The sequence below is a fragment of the Pseudomonas rustica genome, assembly GCF_018336155.1.
GTDB lineage: Bacteria > Pseudomonadota > Gammaproteobacteria > Pseudomonadales > Pseudomonadaceae > Aquipseudomonas > Aquipseudomonas rustica.
In genome coordinates this window covers 398,931-422,407 of record NZ_JAGYHF010000003.1, presented here as the reverse complement: position 1 = coordinate 422,407, position 23,477 = coordinate 398,931, and the positions used below count along the sequence as shown (strand labels likewise).

Sequence of the window (23,477 nt, the reverse complement as noted above, 5' to 3'; positions counted from 1 at the left end):
TTATGAAAAAGCCACAGACAAAAGAGGAGCCGCAAGGGCTCCTCTGTGTATAACGATGGATCAGGGCCAATACTTAGGCCGCTTGTGCGACACAGTGCTCGATCAATGCCTCCAGTTCCGCCTGATACTCACGCATCAGCTGTTCGACGGTCTCGGCGCGGTAACGGCGAGTGCTGTAGATGCAGCGCAAGGCCAGGCGCCCGTCGAACACCTGACCGACCACTTCCAGCCAGTTGCCCAGCGCAGCATGTGGGCTGTAGCAACTGCCGTAGCTTTCTGCCGCCGGCACCAGCATGGCTTTGTCGTCAAAGCTTTGGTCGAATTGCCCCAAATAGTTGAAGGTCACGCGTGCCTGCGGTGCCTGACTCAAGGTCTCGGCCATCGCCCCGCCGCTCATGTGACGCAGCACGCCGTAACCCAGACCTTTATTTGGCACCGCCGCCAATTGCCGCTGCACGGCGCGCACCGAGGTACCGATGTCGGCGTTTTCGCCGGGCATCAGGCGCACCGGGAACATGCTGGTGAACCAGCCCAGACTGCGGCTCAAATCGATGTCCTTGACCAGGTCCTCACGACCGTGACCCTCAAGCTGAATCAGCACCGAAGACTGATCACTCCAGCGGCACAACACCCGGCTCAACGCCGCCAGCAGCACATCGTTGATCTGCGTCTGATACACCGCCGGCACTTGCTTGAGCAGTTGCTGGGTGTGTTGTTCCGACAAGCCCAAATGCGCCACCGACTGGTATTGCACCTGATTCTTGCCGCGCGGGTTATCGCACGGCAACTCGCTGCCGGGCTGGTCGATCTGCGCCAGCCACCAAGCCTTTTCCTCCGACGGATAATCCGCTGCGTAGGCTTGCAAACCTTCGGCCCAGGCGCGATAGCTGCTGGTGCGAATCGGCAGGTTCGGTGAGCCACCGGCGCTGTACGCCTCGTAAGCCACCTGCAAATCCTGCAACAGCAAACGCCATGACACCGTGTCGATGACCAAGTGATGAATGACCATCAGCACACGGCTTTCGCCATCAGGCAACGTCACGTGCGCCGTGCGCCAGACCGGCCCATTGTGCAGATCGAGGCTGCGTTGCACCTGCTCGGCATACAGTTCCAGTTCGGCTTCATCGGCCACTTCGTGCTGCCACAGCAACGCTTCGTTGGCCCATTGCGCCTGCATCTCCGCCAGCGGTTGGTAATGTTGATAATGACGCCCGCCGACATCGCTGAAGCGCAGACGCAGGGCGTCGTGCTGCTGCATCATTGCGCGCAAGGCCATTTCCAGCGCCGGCAAATTCAGTGCTTGCCGCGCACGCAACATCAACGCTTGGTTGTAGTGATGCGGCTCGCTCATGCGTTGATCGAACAGCCATTGCTGGATCGGAATCAGGTTGAACTGCCCTTCGGCCGCCACCTGCGTCACGTCTTCAACCACGCTCGCCACTGCGCTTGAACGCTGTTCGAAAATCGCTTCGATGGTCTGCCCACGCATCAGGTCGCGCAGTTTCAGATCCATCTTTAGCTCCGCGTGGTTGCGCACCCGCGACACCACTTGCAGGCTGAGGATCGAGTCGCCACCCAGTTCGAAGAAGTTGTCGGTAATGCCCACCCGCTCGACTTGCAACACATCGGCCCAGACCTCGGCCAGCAGTTGCTCGTCACGGGTGCGCCCGGCCACATATTCCGCGCCCTTGAACTCGGGTTCCGGCAAGGCCTGGCGATCGAGTTTGCCGTTCGGCGTGACGGGCAGCGCGGCAAGGCAGATCACCTGCGCCGGCACCATGTAGTCCGGCAGTTGCGCACGCAATTCGGACTTGAGTCGATCACCGATGGCCACACCCTGCGGCGTCACCACATAACCGATCAGTTGTTTACCCGAGGCACTGTCGCGGGCGATCACCAACGCATCGCTGACGTCGGCGAGCTGACGCAGACTGGCTTCGATTTCGCCGAGTTCGATACGGAACCCGCGCACCTTGATCTGATGGTCGATGCGCCCGACGTAATCGAGCACACCGTCGGCACGCTGGCGCACCAGATCGCCGCTGCGGTACAGCCGATCGCCCGGCGGCCCGAACGGATCCGGCACGAAACGCTCGGCGCTCAGATCCGGACGCTGGTAGTAGCCACGGGCGATACCCTGGCCGCCGATGTACAGCTCGCCGGCAATGCCCGGCGGCAGCGGGTTGAGATCTTCGTCGAGCACGTACAACGCACGTTCGCCAACAGCACGTCCGATCGGCGCATACGCTGCTTCACAGCGTTCGCTGACCGGCACCTTCCACAGCATTGGCGTGACCACGGTTTCGGTCGGGCCATAACCGTTGGTAAAGAATTGCGGACGCAACGCCGCTTTTACCTGTTCAAAGGTTTGATCCGGCACCGCGTCGCCGCCGAAACAATATACGCGCACCGGCGGCGGCGCCAATTGGCTGTGTGCAGCGTATTCGGCCAGTTGTTTAAGGTAGGCCGGCGGGAAACAGGCAATCGTGATGCCGTGCTGATGCAAGGCCTCGAAGGTCTGCTCCGGTGTCCACAAACTGGCGTCGCGAATCACCAGCGTGCCGCCGCTGAACAGCGTGCTCAGCCAGCGCTCGTGGGCACCGTCAAAGGCGAACGACATGAAATGCAGCTCACGGGTGCGCTCGTCCATGTCGTACAGCTCGGCGATGGCCTGGCAATGCATGCTCATCGGCCCGTGCGCCACTGCGACGCCTTTCGGCCTTCCGGTCGAGCCGGAGGTGTAAATCAGATACGCCAGATTGCCCGCGAGCAAGCCGCTGACCGGAGGTGTGTCGCGGTAAGCGCTGTCGTCGAATTCATCGATAGCCAGACGCGCCAGCCCCTCTACCACCGGCAAGCGATCTTGCACCTGCGTGTGGGTGAGCATCAGCGCCATCGCCGAATCTTCGATCATGAACGCCAGACGCTCCGGCGGATAATCGATGTCTAACGGCACATACGCCGAAGCGCTTTTCATCACCGCCAGCAATGCCACGACCATTTCCACCGAACGCTCCAGCGCCACTCCGATAACCACTTCCGGCCCGGCACCCAGTTCGATCAGACGATGGGCGAGACGGTTGGCGCGACGCTCCAGCTCAACGTAACTCAGCGTAGCGTCACCGCAGACCAGTGCCGTGGCCTCAGGCCGCAACTGCGCATGGCGGGCAATCAATTCGGGCAGCAACTGCGCCTGATAACTCGCCTCAGGCGCTGCGCTCCATTGTTCAAACGCTTGCCATTGTTGCGCGGACAAACGCTGCAGGTTGCCCAGGCACACGCTTGGCGCGGCGATCATCGCTTCAAGGGTGTCTTCCAGCGTGCGACGGATCTGCTCCACCGCCTCAAGGCTGAAGGCGTTACGCAGGAACAGATACTCGATGGACAGTTGCTCGCCGAGATTGACTGCCAGATCCATCGGGAAGTTGGTCACGTCATGATTACGTGACTCACCGAAGCTCAGACCGCTGTCCTGCTGCTCGCTAAGACGCTCGTCGATCGGGTAGTTTTCGAAGACGATGATGCTGTCGAACAAACCCTGCCCGCCCAGCCCCGACCAGCGCTGAATGTCCGCCAACGGTGCATGGGAAAACTCGCGAATATCGGTGTTGTAAGCCTGCAGTTGCTGCAGCCACTGATCCAGCGGCTGTTCCGGCCGCAAGGTCTGGATCACCGGCAAGGTGTTGATGAACAGGCCAAGAATATTGTCGGCGTTGGCCAAACCGGCAGGGCGACCGGAAACGGTCGCGCCAAACACCACGGTGTTCTGCCCGGTAAAGCGTTGCAGCAACAGCAACCACGCCCCCTGAATCAAGGTGTTCGGGGTGATTTGCAAGGCACGGCAAGCCTGCTGCAAACGCGCGGTTTGCGCCGCGTCCCACCGTGAATAAATCGCCTCGTGCCCCGGCAGTTCCTCGACATGCCGCGGGAACATCGCCTGATTCAGCGACGTCGCCTGCTCCAGCGGTTCGAGGCGACTGCGCCAGAAACTTTCCAGCGAACCCTGATCCTGGCGTTGTAGCCACTCGATGAATTCACGATAGCGGCCATTACGGCCCTGCACCTGGCCGTGGCTGTAGAACTGCATGACTTCGCCGAACAACCGCGAACTGCTCCAGCCATCCATCAGGATGTGATGGCAGGTCCAGATCATCTGGTAGCGATCGTCTTCCAGACGCAGCAACAAGACGCGCTGCAACAGCGCTTGGCTGAGGTCGAACCCGGCCAGATAATCGGCGGTCGCTCGTTCGGTGACGGCGGCTTCACTGATGTCTCGCACGCGCCAGTCTTCCACCGTCAGTTGCAATTCCACCTGACGATGAACGATCTGCACCGGGGTATTCGAGCCTTCCGGGAAGTGGAAACTGGTGCGCAGAATGTCTTCGCGGCCGATCACGTATTGCCACGCCTGTGCAAAGCGTTCGGTGTCCAGACCGTGCACCGGCAGGCTGATCTGGTTGATGTACAAACCGGAACTGTCGTCGGCCAAGGTGTGGAACAACATGCCGTCCTGCATCGGCGACAGTGGGTAAATATCCTCCACCTGCGCCACGGGCACCGGCAGACGATCCAGCTGCGGCTGGGTCAGACGCGCCAGCGGGAAGTCGGACGGCGTCAGGCCCAAGTGCTCCTGGGTGCAGCAATGCTCAATCAATTGCTCCAGCGCTACCGCGTAGGCATCGGCCAGTTGCTGAATCACCGCTTCGTCGAAGACATCGCGGCTGAACGTCCAGTCCAGCGACAACTGTCCGTTGAACACCCGGCCATCAATGGTCAGCCAGTTGCTCAAGGCGACGTCGTCGCCGTGCCCGGCCCCGCTGCCCTCTTCGCTCGGCACAAACAGTGCCTGCTCATCGAAGCTCTGGTCGAACTGGCCGAGGTAGTTGAAGGTGATCCGCGCTTGCGGCAATTGCGCCAGACGTTGCTGGACAGCGTCCGCACCGAGGTAGCGCAACACGCCATAGCCCAGACCTTTTTCCGGCACCGCGCGCAGTTGTTCCTTGATGCGTTTGATCGCTTCGGCTGGCTGTTTCGCCGGGGTCAGCAACACCGGGAACAGGCTGGTAAACCAGCCCACCGTGCGGCTCAGGTCGACGCCATCGAACAGCTCTTCGCGACCATGCCCCTCAAGCTGCACCAGACACGCCGGCTGCGCCGTCCACTGGCAAATCACTTGCGCCAGGGCGCTGAGCAACAGGTCATTGACCTGCGTGCGATACGCCGACGGCGCCTGTTTGAGCAGACGATGGGTCTGCTCGGCGTCCAGACGCGTGTTGACCGAACGGCCATGTACCGACGCCTGACTACCCTCGGGACGACTGCGCGGCAACTCCGGCAAGGCCTGATCGAGTTGACGGCTCCAGTAGTCGAGTTCCTTGTTCAGCGTTTCGCTGTGCGCGTAAGCCTGCAACTGCTCGGCCCAGGTTTTCAACGCCGTGGATTTTGCCGGCAACCTCACCGGTTGATTGCCACTGAGTTGACGATAAGCATTCTGCAAATCTTCCAGCAGCACGCGCCACGACACACCGTCCATCACCAGGTGATGGATCGCCAGGTGCAGACGTTCGCTGCCGTCCTGCACGGCAATCAATGTGCAGCGCAACAACGGGCCGTTTTGCAGATCGAGACTGCGCTGGGCCTGATCGGCGATGGCGACAATTTCGTCAGCGCCCTCGGCTGAGCGTTGCCAGATTTCCGACACCTGCTCGGCCAGCGCCTGATGGCTGGCCTGCCAGGCGCCATTGCTCGCCTGCACAAAACGCAGACGCAAGGCATCGTGATGCGCCACTACATTTGCGAGGGCTTGCTGCAAGTGCGCGACGTTCAGCGCCTCGCGCGGCGTTAGCATCACCGACTGGTTCCAGTGCTCGCGGTGCGGGATATCACTGGCGAAAAACCACTGTTGCATCGGCACCAGCGGACTGTCGCCGGTGACCGGGCCTTGATCGATCACCGCATCCTCAGTCGCCGTGGCCACGCGGGCCAGCGCTTGAATGTTCTGATGCAAAAACAGGTCTTTCGGGGTCAGGCCTATGCCCTGCTGTCGGGCGCGGCTGACCACTTGAATCGAGTTGATCGAGTCACCGCCGAGGGCGAAGAAATTGTCTGCCGTACCGACTTGAGCGACGCCGAGCACCGCTTGCCAGATCTGCGCCAGCGCTGTTTCGATCGCATTGATCGGCGCGACGAAAGCTTGCTGGGCTTCAGCCACGTCAGGTGCCGGCAGTGCCTTGCGGTCGAGCTTGCCATTGGGGCTCAGCGGCATGCTCTGCAGCAGGGTCAAGTGCGCAGGCACCATGTGTTCCGGCAGGGTCTGGCGTAAATGCGCCTGCAGGGTTTCGCGCATCGACGGCCAGTCCGTCGCGTCAAATTCCGTGGCGACGACATAACCACTGAGGACTTTGCCGCTGCGGCTGTCCTGCGCGACGACCACCGCTTCACGCACGGCGTCATGTTCCAGCAGGCGCGCTTCGATTTCGCCCAGCTCGATACGGAAACCACGAATTTTCACCTGATGGTCGATGCGACCGATGTAATCGATCACACCGTTCGGGCGATAGCGCGCCAGATCGCCGGTGCGATACAGGCGCTCGCCGGCCACAAACGGACTGGCGACAAAGCGTTCGGCGGTCAATTCCGGACGACGGTGGTAGCCGCGCGCCAGGCCCAGGCCGCTGAGGTACAGCTCGCCATTGACGCCGCTCGGCACCGGATTGAGTTCGGCGTCGAGAATGTAGGTCATCAGGTTGGCAATCGGGTCGCCGATCGGCACCGCATCGCGACCTTCATCGCGGCAGGTCCAATGGGTCACGTCGATGGCCGCTTCGGTCGGGCCGTAGAGGTTATACAAACCGGCATTCGGCAACTTGGCGAAAACCTGTTGCTGCGCATCGACCGGCAGCGCTTCACCGCTGCAAACGATGCGAGTGAGGCTGGTGCAGCGGCTGACATTGGCATCGAGGACAAACGCTTGCAGCATCGACGGCACGAAATGCAGTGTAGTGATCGCTTCGCGCTCGATCAGGCTGACCAGTTTCGCCGGATCACGATGGTCGCCCGGTGCCGCGACGACCAGACGTGCGCCGGTCATCAGCGGCCAGAAAAACTCCCACACCGACACGTCAAAACTGAACGGGGTCTTTTGCAGCACACTGTCGCCAGCGCGCAGCTCATAGGCCTGCTGCATCCAGCACAAACGGTTGGTCAGCGCGCCGTGGCTGTTGCCGGCGCCTTTCGGTTTGCCGGTAGAACCGGAGGTGTAAATCACGTACGCCAGGTTTTGAGCAGTCAGCGCCGGCGTCGGATTGCTTGAGGCAGCGTCGCCCAGCCACGCGTCATCGGCGTCGAGCAACAGCGTCTGCAGGCGATCGGGAATCGGCAAGGTGTCGAGCAGCGCCTGCTGCGTCAGCAGCCACTGAATGCCGCTGTCATCGATCATGTACGCCAGACGTTCAGTCGGGTACTCCGGATCCAGCGGCACGTAAGCGCCACCAGCCTTGAGAATGGCTAACAAGCCGATCACCATTTCCAGACTGCGATGCAGCGAAATACCCACCAGCACATCCGCGCCGATGCCCCGTGCGATCAAGGCATGGGCCAAACGGTTGGCCCGCTCGTTCAGCTCACGGTAAGTCAGTGATTGCCCTTCGAACACCAGCGCCAGCGCGTGCGGATCACGCTCGACCTGGGCTTCGATCAGATGATGCACCGGCTGCTGGTTCGGGTAGTCGGCAAATGTGTGGTTCCAGTCCTCGACGATCACTCGGCGCTGCGCCGCGTCGAGCATCGGCAGTTCGCCAATGCGTCGGGTCGGCTGCGCGATGATAGCGCGCAGCAGGTTGAGGAAATGTTCGCCGAGACGAGCGATGGTCGAAGGTTCGAACAGATCGCTGGCATACGACAGCGCCGCACTGATGCCTTCATCGAACTCGAAGGTGTCCAGCGTCAGGTCGAACTGCGCGGTGCCGGCGTCCCAGGTCAGTTCTTCGAGGCTCAGGCCTGGCAACGTCGAAACGGCGCGACGCGCATCGCTGGCATGGTTGAACATCACCTGGAACAACGGTGTATGACTCAGGTTACGAGCGGGTGCGAGCAATTCCACCAACTGCTCGAATGGCAGATCCTGATGCGCCTGCGCGCCCAATGCGCGCTGTTTGACCTGATCAAGCAACTGGTCGAAACGCAGGTTGCCGTCGATCTCAGCCTTGAGCACTTGAGTGTTGACGAAGAAGCCCAGCAGGCGCTCGGTCTCGACCCGGTTACGGTTAGCGATCGGTACGCCGACGCGAATATCGTTTTGCCCGGTGTAGCGATGCAACAGGGTCTGGAAGCTCGCCAACAACAGCATGAACAGCGTGGTGTTGCGCTCTTTTGCCAGACGCTTGAGGCCTTCAGCCAGCGCCGGTTCCAGGCTGATCGGCAGACGCGCACCGCGATAGCTTTGCTGTGCCGGACGCGGATGATCGGTGGCCAATTCAAGAATCGGCTGTTCGCCGCCCAACTGCGCCGTCCAGTAATCCAGTTGCCGTTGCTGCTCCCCCGCCTCCAGCCATTGCCGCTGCCAGTGGCCATAATCGGCGTACTGGATCGGTAACGGCGCCAGCGCAGCCGGTTGACCCTGACTGAAACCGGCGTACAACTGCATCAGGTCATCGACCATGATTTGCATCGACCAGGCATCGGAAACGATGTGGTGTTGGGTCAGGATCAATACGTGGTCGTCAGCTGCCAATTGCAGAAGTTTGACCCGCAGCAGCGGCCCACGCCGCAAATCGAACAGTTGCCGGGTTTCGGCTTCGATCAACCCGCGCAGGCCTTGCGCGTCGAGCGCGGCATCGACCGATGCAAGCGCAATGGTCACGGCAGCAGCATCTTCGATCACTTGCACCGGACGTTCGTTGTCCAGCACGAAGCGGGTGCGCAAACTTTCGTGACGCTCGACCAGCGCATCGAAACTCTGTTGCAACGCCGCTGGATCCAGTGCGCCGCGCAAGCGCAGCGCCGCCGGGATGTGATAAGCGCTGCTGGTCGGATCCAGTTGCCAGAGGAACCACTGCCGCTGTTGCGCGAAAGACAAGGCCAGCGGCAGTTCTCGCGGAACGCGGCTGATTACCGATTCCTGCTCGGTCGACGCCGAGTCCATCGCTTGGACAAACCCTTGCAGGCTGTTGTGGGCGAACAGCAGGCGCAGCGGCACTTGAATCTCGAGTTGCTGGCGGATGCGCGACACCACTTGCGTGGCCAGCAACGAATGACCGCCCAATTCGAAGAAGTTGTCGCTCAGACCAACGCGCTCGACCTTGAGAATCTCGGCCCAGATCGCCGCTACCGCCTGTTGCACCGGCGTCTCTGGCGCCACATAGGTTTTGCGCCATTGACTGGCATCGGGTTTGGGCAACTGTTTGCGATCGAGCTTGCCGTTCGGCGTCCGCGGGAACCGCGCCAGCAGCACCATGTGCGCCGGCACCATGTAATCCGGCAGATTGATCTTGAGGCGTGCATTGAGGCTGTCGCGCAAACGGCTTTGTGCGTCGGCATCCAGCGTGCTCAGATCAGCACTTGGCACAACGTAGGCCACCAGCGCCTGACCACCCGGCGCATCCTGGGCCAGCACGGCGGCTTCGCGCACGGCGTCCTGTTCGAGCAGACGCGCTTCGATCTCGCCCAATTCAATGCGGAAGCCACGGATTTTCACTTGATGGTCGATGCGGCCGAGGTATTCGATGATGCCGTCGGCACGCTGCCGTGCGAGGTCGCCGGTGCGGTACAGACGCTCGCCCGTCGCGGCATAAGGGTGCGGCACAAACCGTTCGGCCGTCAGCGCCGGACGCTGGAAGTAACCGCGCGCCAGACCTTCACCGCCGATCAGCAACTCACCGGCCACGCCATAAGGCACCGGCAGCAAATCGGCGCCGACGATGTACAGCGAGGTGTTGTCGATCGGCCCGCCCAGCCACGGTTGTGCATCTTGCGAGCGCAGCGGATGCAACGCCGACCAGATCGTGGTTTCGGTCGGTCCGTAGAGGTTCCACACTTCACCGCCGAGGGCGAGCATGCGCACCGCCAGTTCCTGAGGCAGCGCTTCACCGCCGCACAGGCACTTGCAACCGCGCAGTTGCGCGGCGTTTTCGTTGTCGAGCAGCATGCGCCAGGTCGACGGTGTTGCTTGCACCACGTTGACCTGCTCGGCAGCAATCAGCGCCAGCACCGCGTACGGATCCTGCGCGACCTCCTGCCCGGTCAGGACAATGCAGGCGCCAACCATCAGCGGCACATAGATTTCCAGACCAAAAATATCGAAGGAGAACGTGGTCAACGACAGCGCGCGATCCTGCGCCACCATGCCCGGCGCCTTGGCCATGCTGGCGACGAAATTGGTCAACGCAGCGTGGCGAACCATCACGCCTTTCGGCTGGCCGGTCGAGCCGGAGGTATAGATCGCGTAGGCCAGATGTTCGCCGTGCAGTCGTGTCGGCAGATCCTCGCCGGCAAAGCCGTCGAGCCAATCGCCCTGTTGATCCAGCACCAGCGTGGTGAGCGAGTCCGGCACGGGCAACTGGCTGAGCAGCGAGCTCTGCGTCAACAGCAAATCGATGCCACTGTCGTCGATCATGTACGCCAGACGATCCTGCGGGAACGCCGGATCCAGCGGCAGGTAGGCGCCGCCCGCCTTGAGGATCGCCAGCAGGCCCACCAACATGTGCGTGCTGCGCTCGACCGAAATGCCGACCAGCACATCCGGCGCCACACCGAGGGTTTGCAGCTTGCGCGCCAACTGATTGGCCCGGGCATTGAGCTGGCCGTAGTTCAAGCGCTGGCCATCAATCACCAGCGCCGGGGCATCGGGGGTGCGCGCCGCTTGCGCTTCAAACAGCTGATGAACGAAGCCTTTTTCAGGTGCCGGCGCGACGTTACGGTTACCGTCGTTGAGCTGCGCTTGATACTCGGCGGCACTCAGCAGCGGCAGTTCGCCGATGGACTGGCCAGGGTTGGTGACAATCCCGCGCAACAGGTTCTGCCAATGCCCGGCCATGCGCGCAACGGTGTCGGCGCCAAACAGGTCGGTGGCGTAGATCAGCGCCGCCGACAGGCCGTCGCTGTGCTCCACGGTTTCCAGGGTCAGATCGAACTGCGCGCTGTGGCTGTCCCAACGCAAACCCTCGACTTTCAAACCGCCCACCGGCGCTGCAGTCGACAGGCCTTGGGTCTGGTGATTGAACATCACCTGGAACAGCGGACTGTGACTGAGGTTGCGCTCGGGTTGCAGCGCTTCGACCAATTGCTCGAACGGCAGATCCTGATGCGCCTGCGCGCCCAGCGCAGTCTGCTTGACCTGTTGCAGCAATGCGCTGAACGCCTCCTGACTGTCGACCTCGCTCTTGAGTACTTGGGTGTTGACGAAAAAGCCGATCAGGCGCTCGGTTTCCACCCGATTACGGTTGGCCGTCGGTACACCGACGCGGATGTCGTTCTGACCGCTGTAGCGATGCAGCAAAGCCTGGAACGAGGCCAGCAGGATCATGAACAGACTGACCCCTTCGCGCTGCGCCATCTGCTTGAGGCCGCTGGCCAACGCCGCGTCGATCTCCAGTTCCAGACGGGCACCGCGATAACTCATGACCGCCGGGCGGGCAAAATCGCTCGGCAATTCGAGCACCGGTTGCTGACCGCCGAGGCGCGCGATCCAATATTCGAGTTGACGCTCCCGCTCGCCCGCCTCCATCCAGTGGCGCTGCCAGATCGCATAGTCGGCGTACTGGATCGGCAACTCGGGCAACACCGGCGCCTGCCCTTGAATGAACGCGGCGTAGCCTTTGACCAGTTCCTCGACCATTACCTGCATCGACCAGCCATCGGAGACGATGTGGTGCAAGGTCACGATCAGCACATGATCGTCGGGTGCCAGTTGCAGCAGACGTGTGCGCAGCAATGGCCCTTGTTGCAGGTCGAACAGTTGGCGGGTTTCTTCTTCGATCAAGTGGCGCAGTTGCGTGTCGTCCGGCCTCTGCGCCAGCACTTGCGCTTGCAGCTGCACTGGCGAAACCGCGTGGACTTGCTGCACAGCGTGCTCGCCGTTGAGCACGAAGGTGGTGCGCAGACTGTCGTGGCGCGCCACCAGCGCATTGAAACTTTTCTCCAGTGCAGCCACGTCCAGCGGCCCGCGCAAACGCAGGGCCGTGGGCATGTGGTAAGCAGCACTGTCGGGATCCAGCTGCCACAGGAACCATTGGCGTTCCTGGGCGAAAGACAACGACAAGGTGTCGAACTCGGCACTGACAGGCGGAATCGGCAGGTTCGCCGGGGAAACGTCCTCTTCGAGCATTTTCTGCAAGTACAGGCGACGTTTTTCCAGCGGCAGCGTTATGAAGCGCCTGGCAATACGTTGTGCGACAGCGGTGTCCATCAAACCTCCTCAAATTCATCAAGCAGCGCTTCAAGCTTGCTCAATTTCGACGTGCTCATTTGCTCGCCGGACTGCTCGAGTTGCGCGACAAACGCACCCAGCACCGGGAATTGGAATATCAGTTGGGGCGTCAGCTTCAGGCCCAGTTCGAGTTGCAGGCGCGAGACCACATTGACCACCAGGAGTGAGTGCCCGCCGAGTTCAAAGAAGTCGTCAGCCAGCCCGACCTGGTCGATTTTCAGTACGTCCTGCCAGATCACCGCGACCTTGCATTCCAGCTCGCTCTGCGGCGCCAGATAAACCGACTGATGCGCGCGGGTGTCCGGTGCCGGCAAGGCCTTGCGATCGAGTTTGCCGTTAGGCGTCAGCGGCAATTGGTCAAGGAAGATCAGGTGGGTCGGCACCATGAAATCCGGTACCTGCCGGGCCAATTGCGCTTTGAGTTGTTCGGCCAGAGGCGCCGCGTCGAGGCTGTTGTCGTGGCTGACCAGATACGCGACCAGGTTCGGCCCGCTCAGTTCTTCCCGCGCCAGCACTACCGCATCACGCACTTCAGGCAACGCTTGTAAGCGCGCTTCGATTTCACCGAGTTCGATGCGCAGACCGCGAATCTTCACTTGATGGTCGATGCGGCCGAGGTAATCGATCACGCCATCTTCGGCATAGCGCGCCAGGTCGCCGGTGCGGTACAGACGACCGCCGAAACCGGCGAACGGATCAGGAATAAAGCGTTCGGCGGTCAGTGCGCCGCGCTGGTGGTAACCACGGGCCAGAGAATCACCGGCGATGTACAACTCACCCGTCGCACCGATGGCGCAAGGTTGCAGCGCCGCGTCCAGCACGTAGGTGCGCACGTTGTTGATCGGGCGCCCGATCGGCATGATTCGCGCGTCGTCTGCGACCGTGCGCGGCACCGTGTGGCTGCTGGTGTCGATGGTCGCTTCGGTCGGGCCGTAGAGATTGCGCAACTCACCGTCGAATAGCGCCATCACTTCACGTGAAAGGTGCGCACTCAGGGCCTCGCCACCGCACAGCAACAGGCGCAACGAAGCCAGTTGTTCACGGCTCGCCAGCGGCAACAGCGCCTGCAACAGCGACGGCGCCATTTGCAGCACGCTGATGCGCAGTCGCGCGACGTCGGCCCACAGCGTGGTCAGGTCGAGATTGAATTGCGCCGAGGCCAGCACCAGTTGCGCGCCGTTCATCAGCGGCAGCCAGAATTCCCAGACCGACGCATCGAAGCTGATCGCGGTTTTTTGCAGGACGCGATCCGCAGGCGTCAGTTGCAGGCATTCCTGCATCCACTGCATGTGGTTGCTCAGGCCGCCATGGCGCAGCGTCACGCCCTTCGGCTGGCCGGTGGAGCCGGAGGTGTAGATCACGTAGGCGAGGTTGTGCTCATCGATCAGCACCTGCGGATCGCGCTCGCTGTAAGCATCCAGCCAATGCGCCGGCTGATCGAGCAACAGCGTGGTCACTGCGACATCGGCAAAACGTGGTTGCAGACTGGTTTCAGTCAGCAGCAGGACAATGCCGCTGTCCTCGATCATGTAGGTCAGACGATCCTGCGGATACGCCGGATCCAGCGGCACATAGGCGCCGCCAGCCTTGAGAATCGCCAGCAAGCCGACCACCATTTGCACGCCACGCGACATCGCCAGACCGACCAATACGTCGGGGCCGACGCCGCGCTCGATCAAGGCATGGGCCAAACGGTTGGCCTGGGCATTGAGTTGCGCATAGGTCAGCGTGGTCTGCTCGGTCACCAGCGCCACGGCATCCGGCGTCAGCCGTGCCTGCGCTTCGATGCATTGCTGCACCTGATGGCGCTCGGCCGTTGCGACAGTCGTGGCGTTCCAGTCGCGCAACAACAGCGTGCGCGTGACATCGCCTAGCAAGTCGATCTCGCCAAGGCTGCGGCCGGCCGGCGTGCTCACCATCTGCGCGAGCACGTGTGCCACCTGCTCAGCCAGGCGCTCGACGGTGTGTGTAGGGAAAGCAGCGTGGGCATAAGTAAAGTGCAGACTCAGGGTGTCATTGTGATTAACGGCCAGGGTCAACGGGAAATTAGTCTGTTCCTGATTGTCCACGGTGCCGAAGCTCAGCCCTGACGGTGCCTGCGCTTGCAGCGCGTCCGACAACGGGTAGTTTTCGAACACCAGCAAGGTGTCGAACAAGCCCTCACCGCCCTGCCCGGCCCAGCGCTGGATCTCGAACAGCGGCGTGTGTTCGTGCTCGCGCAGGACGACGTTTTGCGCCTGCACCTGTTGCAACAAGGCCGACACCGATTGCTCCGGCCGAGGGCTGGCGATGACCGGCAAGGTGTTGATGAACAGGCCGATCTGCTGCTCGATGCCTCTGAGCTCGGTCGGCCGCCCGGACACGGTCGCACCGAAAGCCACGGTGGCATGCCCGGTGTAGTGCTGCAGCAGCATCAGCCAGGCGGCCTGGACGACGGTGTTGAGGGTGACTTTCTGCGTACGCGCGAATTCGCTCAGGGCTTGAGTCTGCGCCTTGTCCAACCAGTGGTAGTGACTGGCGTGGCTGCTGGCGAACGCCGCTTCGTCAACACCGAAACGGGTTTCGGCGAGACGGGTCGGCGCCTCGAACGAATGCAGTTGCTCCAGCCAGAACGCTTCACTGACCTTGGTATCGCGCCCTTGCAGCCAACTGATGTAGTCGCGGTAGCGCCCGGCCTGACGCGGCAAGGTCTGGCCGTCATAACGCTGCAGCACTTCGCCGAGCAACTGCGAATTGCTCCAGCCATCCATCAGGATGTGGTGATGGGTGTAAATCAGGTGATAACGCTGCGCGCCGGTCTGCACCAGCACCAGACGCAACAACGGTGCGCAGGCCAGATCAAAGCCCTGCGCCAGCTCTGCCGAAGCCAGTTCAGCGAGTGCTGACGTGACATCGGCGCGAGCGCTCCAGTCCAGCGACGTGAATGGCACGCGCACCTGTTTGTGCACCACTTGCAGCGGGCGCTCGCTGCCCTGCCAGATAAAGCTGCTGCGCAGAATATCGTGGGCATCGACGGCGGCCTGCCAGGCATTTTCGAAACGTTGTGGATCGAGGCCTTCGATGTCCAGGCACATCTGGTTGATGTAATGCCCGCTGCCGTTTTCATAGAGGCTGTGGAACAACATGCCCTGCTGCATCGGCGCCAACGGATAGATGTCATCCACCGCACGCGCCGGCAGTGCCAGACCATCAAGCTGCGCTTGAGTGAAGTCGGCCAACGGGAAGTCCGACGGCGTCATGCCCTGATTGCTCGGCTCGCGGCAATGCGCGATCAACAGCGCCAGTTCAGCGGCATAGTCATCGGCCAGTTGCTGGATCAGCGCCGGATCGAACTGCTGACGACTGAACGTCCAGCCCAGATTCAACGCACCGTCGAACACCTGACCATTGAGGGTCAGCCAGTTGCCGAGTGAGGTCAGTGGGCTCTGCTCGTCGCCGGCGCCTTCGCTGGCGGGGCTGAACAACGCGCCCTGCGCTTCATCGAAACTGCCGTCAAACTGTCCCAGGTAGTTAAAGGTGATGCGCGGTTGCGGCAGCGCCTGCAACGCTGCACGAGTGGCGTCGTCACCGAGAAAACGCAACGCACCGAAACCGACGCCTTTATCGGGAATCGCGCGCAAGCCCTGCTTGATCGACTTGATCGAATCGGCGAGGTCAGCCGCCGGGGTCAATTTCACCGGGAACATACTGGTGAACCAACCGACGGTGCGGGTCAGGTCGATGTTGGCGAACAATTCTTCGCGGCCATGGCCTTCCAGCTCGATCAAGGTGCTGGCGTGCCCGCTCCAGCGGCAAATCACCCGCGCCAGCGCGGTCAGCAACAGGTCGTTGACCTGCGTGCGATACGCCGCCGGGGCTTCTTGCAGCAGTTGTCGGGTCAGTTGCTTGTCCAGTCGCGTATCGACGGTGACAGCCTGACTATTGAGCGCGCTGACCTCTGGATCGAGGCACGGCAAGTCGCCGTGCACGTCACTCAACTGCGCCTGCCAGTAGGCCAATTGTTCTTGCAGTTCAGCGCTGCGGGCGTGGCCCTGCAACTGTTCGGCAAAGGCTTTGACCGAACTGGTCTTGGCCGGCAGTTGCACGGCCTGCCCGGCGTGCAATTGGTTGTAAGCGGTTTGCAGATCGTCGAACAGAATCCGCCACGACACGCCGTCCACCGCCAGGTGATGGATCACCAACAATAGCCGTTGAGTACCATCGGCGAGGTTCGCCAACACCCCGCGCAGCAACGGCCCGGCTTGCAGATCCAGACTGCGCTGGGCCTGATTGGCCAGGGTTTCCAGCGCGGCGACGTCGGCGACTTCGCGCACCCACAGCAGGTTTTCCGACGCCGCTTGACGGTACTCGGCGCGCCAGCCTTCAGCGCTTTCGCTGAACGACAGACGCAAGGCATCGTGATGCTGCACCAGGGCCTGCAAGGCTTGTTCGACAAGCTCGGCTTGCAACGCGCTGGCCGGTTTCAGCAGTACCGACTGGTTGTAGTGGTGACGCTCGGGAATCGCCTCGACGAAGAACGCTTGCTGGATCGGCAACAGCAACGCGGCGCCCTGAACCGGGGCCTGATCGATTGCTTGCTGGTCAGTGCCGGTCTGCGCCACCGAAGCCAGCGCCTGTACGGTCTGATGCTGGAACAGATCTTTCGGCGAGAAACGAATGCCCGCCGCGCGTGCACGACTGACCACCTGAATGGAGATGATCGAGTCGCCGCCGAGTTCGAAGAAGTTATCGCTGAGGCCGACACGCTCAAGTTTCAGTACGTCCTGCCAGATCGCAGCGATCTGTTGCTCCAGCTCGCTTTGCGGCGCCACGTAATCCTGCTGAACTTGACTGGCGTCCGCTGGCGGCAGCGCTTTGCGGTCGAGTTTGCCGTTGGCGGTGAGCGGCCATTGCTCAAGGAACAACAGGTGCGTCGGCACCATGTAATCCGGCAGATCGGCCTTGAGTTGTGCCTTCAGTTGCTCGCGCAAATCGGCTTCGTTGTCGACGCTGTGCGCGGCAATCACGTAGCCGACCAGTTGCTGACCGCTCGGCCCGTCCTGCGCCAACACCACCGCTTCGCGCACGGCATCGAGGGCGTTCAGGCGTGCTTCGATTTCGCCGAGCTCGATGCGGAAACCGCGGATTTTCACCTGATGGTCGATACGTCCGACGTACTCGATCACGCCGTCGCTGCGGTATTGCGCGAGGTCGCCGGTGCGGTACAGACGCGCCCCGCTCTCGCCGAATGGATCGGGGATAAAGCGCAGTGCGGTGAGGTCACCACGGTTCAGATAACCGCGCGCCAGACCGGCACGGCCGACATACAGCTCACCGATGCAGCCCTTGGCCACCGGGTTCAATTCGCCGTCGAGCACGTACCACGACAGGTCGGCGATTGGCTCGCCGATCGGGCTGTTGGCGTCCTGCTCAAGATCCGCCACCGACAATGGACGATACGTCACGTGCACGGTGGTTTCGGTGATGCCGTACATGTTGATCAGTTGCGGGGCAGCATCGCCGAAGCGCTCGAACCACGGACGCAGGGATTTCACGTCCAGCGCTTCGCCGCCAAACACCACGTAACGCAAGGCATTCGCCCGAGCATCAGCGCAAGCCACGTGCATCAATTGCTTGAACGCCGACGGCGTCTGGTTGAGCACGGTGACCCCGGCGTCGCACAGCAGCGCATGGAAGTCCTGCGGCGAACGGCTGACATCGTACGGCACCACAAGTAGTTCGCCGCCGTGCAGCAACGCACCGAAAATCTCCCACACCGAGAAGTCGAAGGCGTAGGAATGGAACAGGCTCCAGACGTCTGTCGGGGCGAAACCGAACCACGGCTCGGTGGCTTCGAACAGACGCAAAATATTCTGGTGCGGCAGCAACGTGCCTTTGGGTTTACCGGTCGAACCGGAGGTGTAAATCACGTAAGCGAGGTTCGACGACGCCATCGTCACCTGTGGATCGGTGTCGGCAAATGCGCTGACATCGCTGTCCAGCAGCAAGGTCTTCACGCCGCCCGGCACCGGCAGTTGACCAGCCAGCGCAGCCTGGCTCAGCAGCAGTTGAATGCCGCTGTCCTCGATCATGTAAGCCAGACGATCCTGCGGATAAGTCGGGTCGAGCGGCACGTACGCACCGCCAGCCTTGAGGATCGCCAGCAGGCCGACGATCATTTCCACACCACGCTCGGCGGCCAGACCGACCAGCACGTCCGGGCCGACACCGAGGGCGATCAATTGATGAGCACGGCGGTTGGCCTGACGATTGAGTTCGCCGTAGCTCAAAGTCTGCTCGTTGAAACGCACGGCGATTGCATCGGGACGCAGACGCGCCTGTTGTGCAATCAAGTGATGCGCGCAGGCTTCAGTCGGGAAGCTGCGTGGATTCGGATTCCATTGGGCGATGTTCTGTTGCCGTTCGCTGGCGTCCAGCAACGGCAGTTCACCGATGCGTTGCTGCGGGTCGGCGACGATGCCGTGCAGCAGGTTCAGCCAATGCCCGGCCATGCGCTGCACCGTCGCGGCGTCGAACAGGTCGGTGGCATAGGTCAGTGCGGCGCTGAGTTGGCCATCTGCCTCAAGAGTGTCGAGGGTCAGGTCGAACTGCGCGGTCTGGCTGTGCCAATCCTGCGCTTCGATGACCAGCCCCGGCAACGCCGGCAGGGCCTGACGCCCGGCACTCTGATGGTTGTACAACACCTGAAACAGTGGGCTGTGACTCAGATTGCGTTCCGGACGCAGCGCCTCGACCAATTGTTCGAACGGCAGATCCTGATGCGCCTCGGCACCGATGGCGGCGTGTTTGACCTGCGCCAGCAGAGCACTGAAACGCTGCTGCGGATCGACCTCGGCCTTGAGTACTTGAGTGTTGACGAAGAAGCCGATCAGGCCTTCGGTCTCGACCCGGTTGCGGTTGGCAATCGGCACGCCAACGCGAATGTCCGACTGATTGCTGTAGCGATGCAAAAGGCTCTGGAACGAGGCTAGCAATAGCATGAACAGCGTGCTGCCCTCGCGCTGGGCCAGTTGCCGCAGTTGCTGGCTGAGCAGCGGCGGCAGGTCGATGGCCAGACGTGCGCCGGCAAAACTCTGCCGCGCCGGACGCGGACGATCAGTCGGCAGTTCCAGCAAAGGCTGCTCACCGCCGAGTACGCCAGTCCAGTAATCGAGCTGGCGCTCACGCTCGCCGGCCGCCATCAATTGGCGCTGCCAGACCGCATAATCGGCGTACTGAATCGGCAGCGCGGCCAACTCGACCGAGTGCCCCTGGCTATACGCGGCGTAGCGCTGAATCAATTCCTGCACCAGCAGTTGCATCGACCAGCCATCGGAAACGATGTGATGCTGGGTCAACACCAGCACATGTTCTTCGCGCGCCACTTGCACCAAACCGACGCGCAGCAGCGGGCCGTTTTGCAGGTCGAACGGCTGGCTGATCTGACGCTGCACATAGGCCTGAGTCTGCTCGGCAGCATTGTCCGAGGTGCAGTCAAGAATCTCCGGCAGCAGGATCGGCGCCTGTTCGGCATGAATCACCTGGAACGCTTGTTCATCGACCTGCACGAAGGTCGTGCGCAGGCTTTCGTGGCGCTGGATCAGCTCGGCAAAACTGCGTTGCAGCGCGTTCAGATCCAGCGCGCCGTGAATACGCAGCGCCGCCGGAATGTGATACGCCGCGCTCGCTGGCTCCATTTGCCAGAGGAACCATTGACGTTGCTGAGCGAACGACAATGGCAGTTGTACTTGATCACGTGGCGCCCGAGGGATGCTCGCAGGCTTGGCCACTTGAGTTTGTTCCAGCGCGGCGACGCAGGCTTTGAGGCTGGCGTTTTCGAACAACTGGCGCAGTTGCAGGTTGAGGCCGAGGGTCTGGCGAATGCGCGAAACCATTTGCGTGGCCAACAGCGAGTGGCCGCCGAGTTCGAAGAAGTTGTCGGTCAGGCCGACACGCTCAAGTTTCAGCACGTCCTGCCAGATCGCCGCGATCTGTTGCTCCAGCTCGCTTTGCGGCGCCACGTAATCCTGCTGAACTTGACTGGCGTCCGCTTGCGGCAGCGCTTTGCGGTCGAGCTTGCCGTTGGCGGTGAGCGGCCATTGTTCGAGGAACAGAAGGTGCGTCGGCACCATGTAATCCGGCAGATCGGTCTTGAGTTGGGCTTTCAGTTGCTCGCGCAAATCGGCTTCGTTGTCGACGCTGTGCGCGGCAATCACGTAGCCGACCAGTTGCTGACCGCTCGGCCCGTCCTGCGCCAACACCACCGCTTCGCGCACGGCATCGAGGGCATTCAGGCGTGCTTCGATTTCGCCGAGCTCGATGCGGAAACCGCGGATTTTCACCTGATGGTCGATACGTCCGACGTACTCGATCACGCCGTCGCTGCGGTATTGCGCGAGGTCGCCGGTGCGGTACAGACGCGCCCCGCTCTCGCCGAATGGATCGGGGATAAAGCGCAGTGCAGTGAGGTCGCCGCGATTCAGATAACCGCGCGCCAGACCGGCACGGCCAACGTACAGCTCACCGATGCAGCCCTTGGCCACCGGGTTCAGTTCGCCGTCGAGCACGTACCACGACAGGTCGGCGATTGGCTCGCCGATCGGGCTGTTGGCGTCCTGCTCAAGATCCGCCACCGACAATGGACGATACGTCACGTGCACGGTGGTTTCGGTGATGCCGTACATGTTAATCAGTTGCGGGGCAGCATCGCCGAAGCGCTCGAACCATGGGCGCAGGGATTTCACGTCCAGCGCTTCACCGCCGAATACCACGTAACGCAAGGCATTCGCCCGAGCATCAGCGCAAGCCACGTGCATCAATTGCTTGAACGCCGACGGCGTCTGGTTGAGCACGGTGACCCCGGCGTCGCACAGCAGCGCATGGAAGTCCTGCGGCGAACGGCTGACGTCGTACGGCACCACAAGTAGTTCGCCGCCGTGCAGCAACGCACCGAAAATCTCCCACACCGAGAAGTCGAATGCATAGGAATGGAACAGGCTCCAGACATCTGTCGGGGCGAAACCGAACCACGGCTCGGTGGCTTCGAACAAACGCAAAATATTCTGGTGCGGCAGCAACGTGCCTTTGGGTTTGCCGGTCGAACCGGAGGTGTAAATCACGTAAGCGAGGTTCGACGACGCCATCGTCACTTGTGGATCGGTGTCGGCAAATGCGCTGACGTCGCTGTCCAGCAGCAAGGTCTGCACGCCGTCCGGAACTGGCAATTGACCGGCCAGCGCAGCCTGGCTCAGCAGCAACTGAATGCCGCTGTCCTCGATCATGTAGGCCAGACGATCCTGCGGATAGGTCGGGTCGAGCGGCACGTACGCGCCGCCAGCCTTGAGGATCGCCAGCAGGCCGACGATCATTTCCACACCACGCTCGGCGGCCAGACCGATCAGCACGTCTGGGCCGACGCCGAGGGCGATCAATTGATGAGCACGGCGGTTGGCCTGACGATTGAGTTCGCCGTAGCTCAGAGTCTGCTCGTTGAAACGCACGGCGATGGCATCGGGACGCAGGCGCGCCTGTTCTGCAATCAAGTGATGCGCGCAGGCTTCAGTCGGGAAGCTGCGTGGATTCGGGTTCCATTGGGCGATGTTCTGTTGCTGCTCGCTGGCGTCCAGCAACGGCAGTTCGCCGATACGTTGCTGCGGGTCGGCGACGATGCCGTGCAGCAGGTTCAGCCAATGCCCGGCCATGCGCTGCACGGTGGCAGCATCGAACAGGTCGGTGGCGTAACTGAGGGTGGCTGCCAGTGCGCCGTCAGCCTCATGTGTATCGAGGGTCAAATCAAACTGGGCGGTGTGCGAACTCCAGTCGAGGCTTTCGACTTGCAGCCCCGGCAGTTGCAACGCCTGCGCCGCCACGCCGCCCTGATGGTTGAACATCACCTGGAACAGCGGGTTGTGGCTCGACTGTCGATCCGGTGCAAGCGCATGCACCAGTTGCTCGAACGGCAGATCCTGATGCGCTTGCGCGCCCAACGACGCCTGTTTGACCTGGGCCAGCAATGCCTTGAAGGGCATGTTGCCCTGCACCTGAGCGTCCAGCACCTGGGTGTTGACGAAGAAGCCGATCAGGCCTTCGGTTTCGACCCGATTACGGTTGGCCACCGGCACGCCGACGCGGATATCCGCCAGACCGCTGTAGCGATGCAGCAAGGCCTGGAACGACGCCAGCAAGACCATGAACAAGGTCATGCCTTCACGCTGGGCCAACTGTTTCAGACGTTCGCTCAGCTCGCTGCCAATGCTCAGATCCAGACGCGCGCCGCGATGACTTTGCACCGCCGGACGCGGACGATCCGTCGGCAATGGCAGAACTTCGCCGCCATCGCCCAGACGCTCGGTCCAGTACGCCAGTTGCCGCTCCAGCTCACCGGCCTCCATCCACTTGCGCTGCCAGATCGCGTAATCGGCGTACTGGATCGGCAAAGCCGCGAGGTTGGCTGGCTGGCCACTGCTGCGCGCGGCGTAGAGTTTGACCAGATCATCGACCATGATCTGCGCCGAAGCACCGTCGCAAATAATGTGATGTTGGGTCAGCACCAGCACATGATCATCCGGCGCGATTTGCAGCAGCTTGACCCGCAGCAACGGGCCTTGTTGCAGGTCGAACAGCGTGGCGATTTCAGCGTCGATCAACGCCTTGAGGCCTGCATCGTCGGGCGGCGTGTCCAGCACCTGCGGAGTCAGCGGCAGACTAAGTCGCGGCTGGACTACCTGAATCGGGCCGTCCGCGCCATCGACAAACACCGTGCGCAGCACTTCATGGCGTTCGAACAAGGCATCGAAACTGCGCTGCAATGCCGACAGATCAAGAGCACCGCGCAAACGCAACGCCGTCGGCACGTGGTAAGCGGCGCTGTGCGGGTCGAGTTTCCAGAGGAACCACTGACGCTCCTGCGCGAACGACAAGCCAATCGTTTCGAACTCATCGCGCACCGGTGGAATCGGCAACGCCGCAAAGCTCATGTTCTTGCTCTGCATTTTTTGCAGAAACGCTTGCCGTTGGGCGAGCGGCAAACGGATGAATCGCTGAACCAGAGACAGGTTATCGAGCTGAGTCATTT

2 protein-coding genes are annotated in these 23,477 nt (G+C 61.8%); both read right to left on the bottom strand.

The genetic code is table 11. The annotated features are described in order from the left end of the window. Positions 1 to 73: 73 nt before the first annotated feature. Complete coding sequence (locus KFS80_RS07405; protein ID WP_212544381.1) at positions 74 to 12,403, bottom strand: non-ribosomal peptide synthase/polyketide synthase; 12,330 nt, start codon at positions 12,401 to 12,403, stop codon at positions 74 to 76. After that, entirely contained in the window at positions 12,403 to 23,475 is an 11,073-nt protein-coding gene (locus KFS80_RS07400) for a non-ribosomal peptide synthetase (protein ID WP_212544380.1), read from the bottom strand. Before KFS80_RS07400 ends, KFS80_RS07405 begins: the two co-directional genes overlap by 1 nt. Positions 23,476 to 23,477: the final 2 nt, after the last annotated feature.

Bases quoted from the DNA above. Each gene is read 5' to 3' on its own strand.
- KFS80_RS07405 (WP_212544381.1), bottom strand. From the start codon at position 12,403: ATGGACACCGCTGTCGCACAACGTATTGCCAGGCGCTTCATAACGCTG.
- KFS80_RS07400 (WP_212544380.1), bottom strand. From the start codon at position 23,475: ATGACTCAGCTCGATAACCTGTCTCTGGTTCAGCGATTCATCCGTTTG.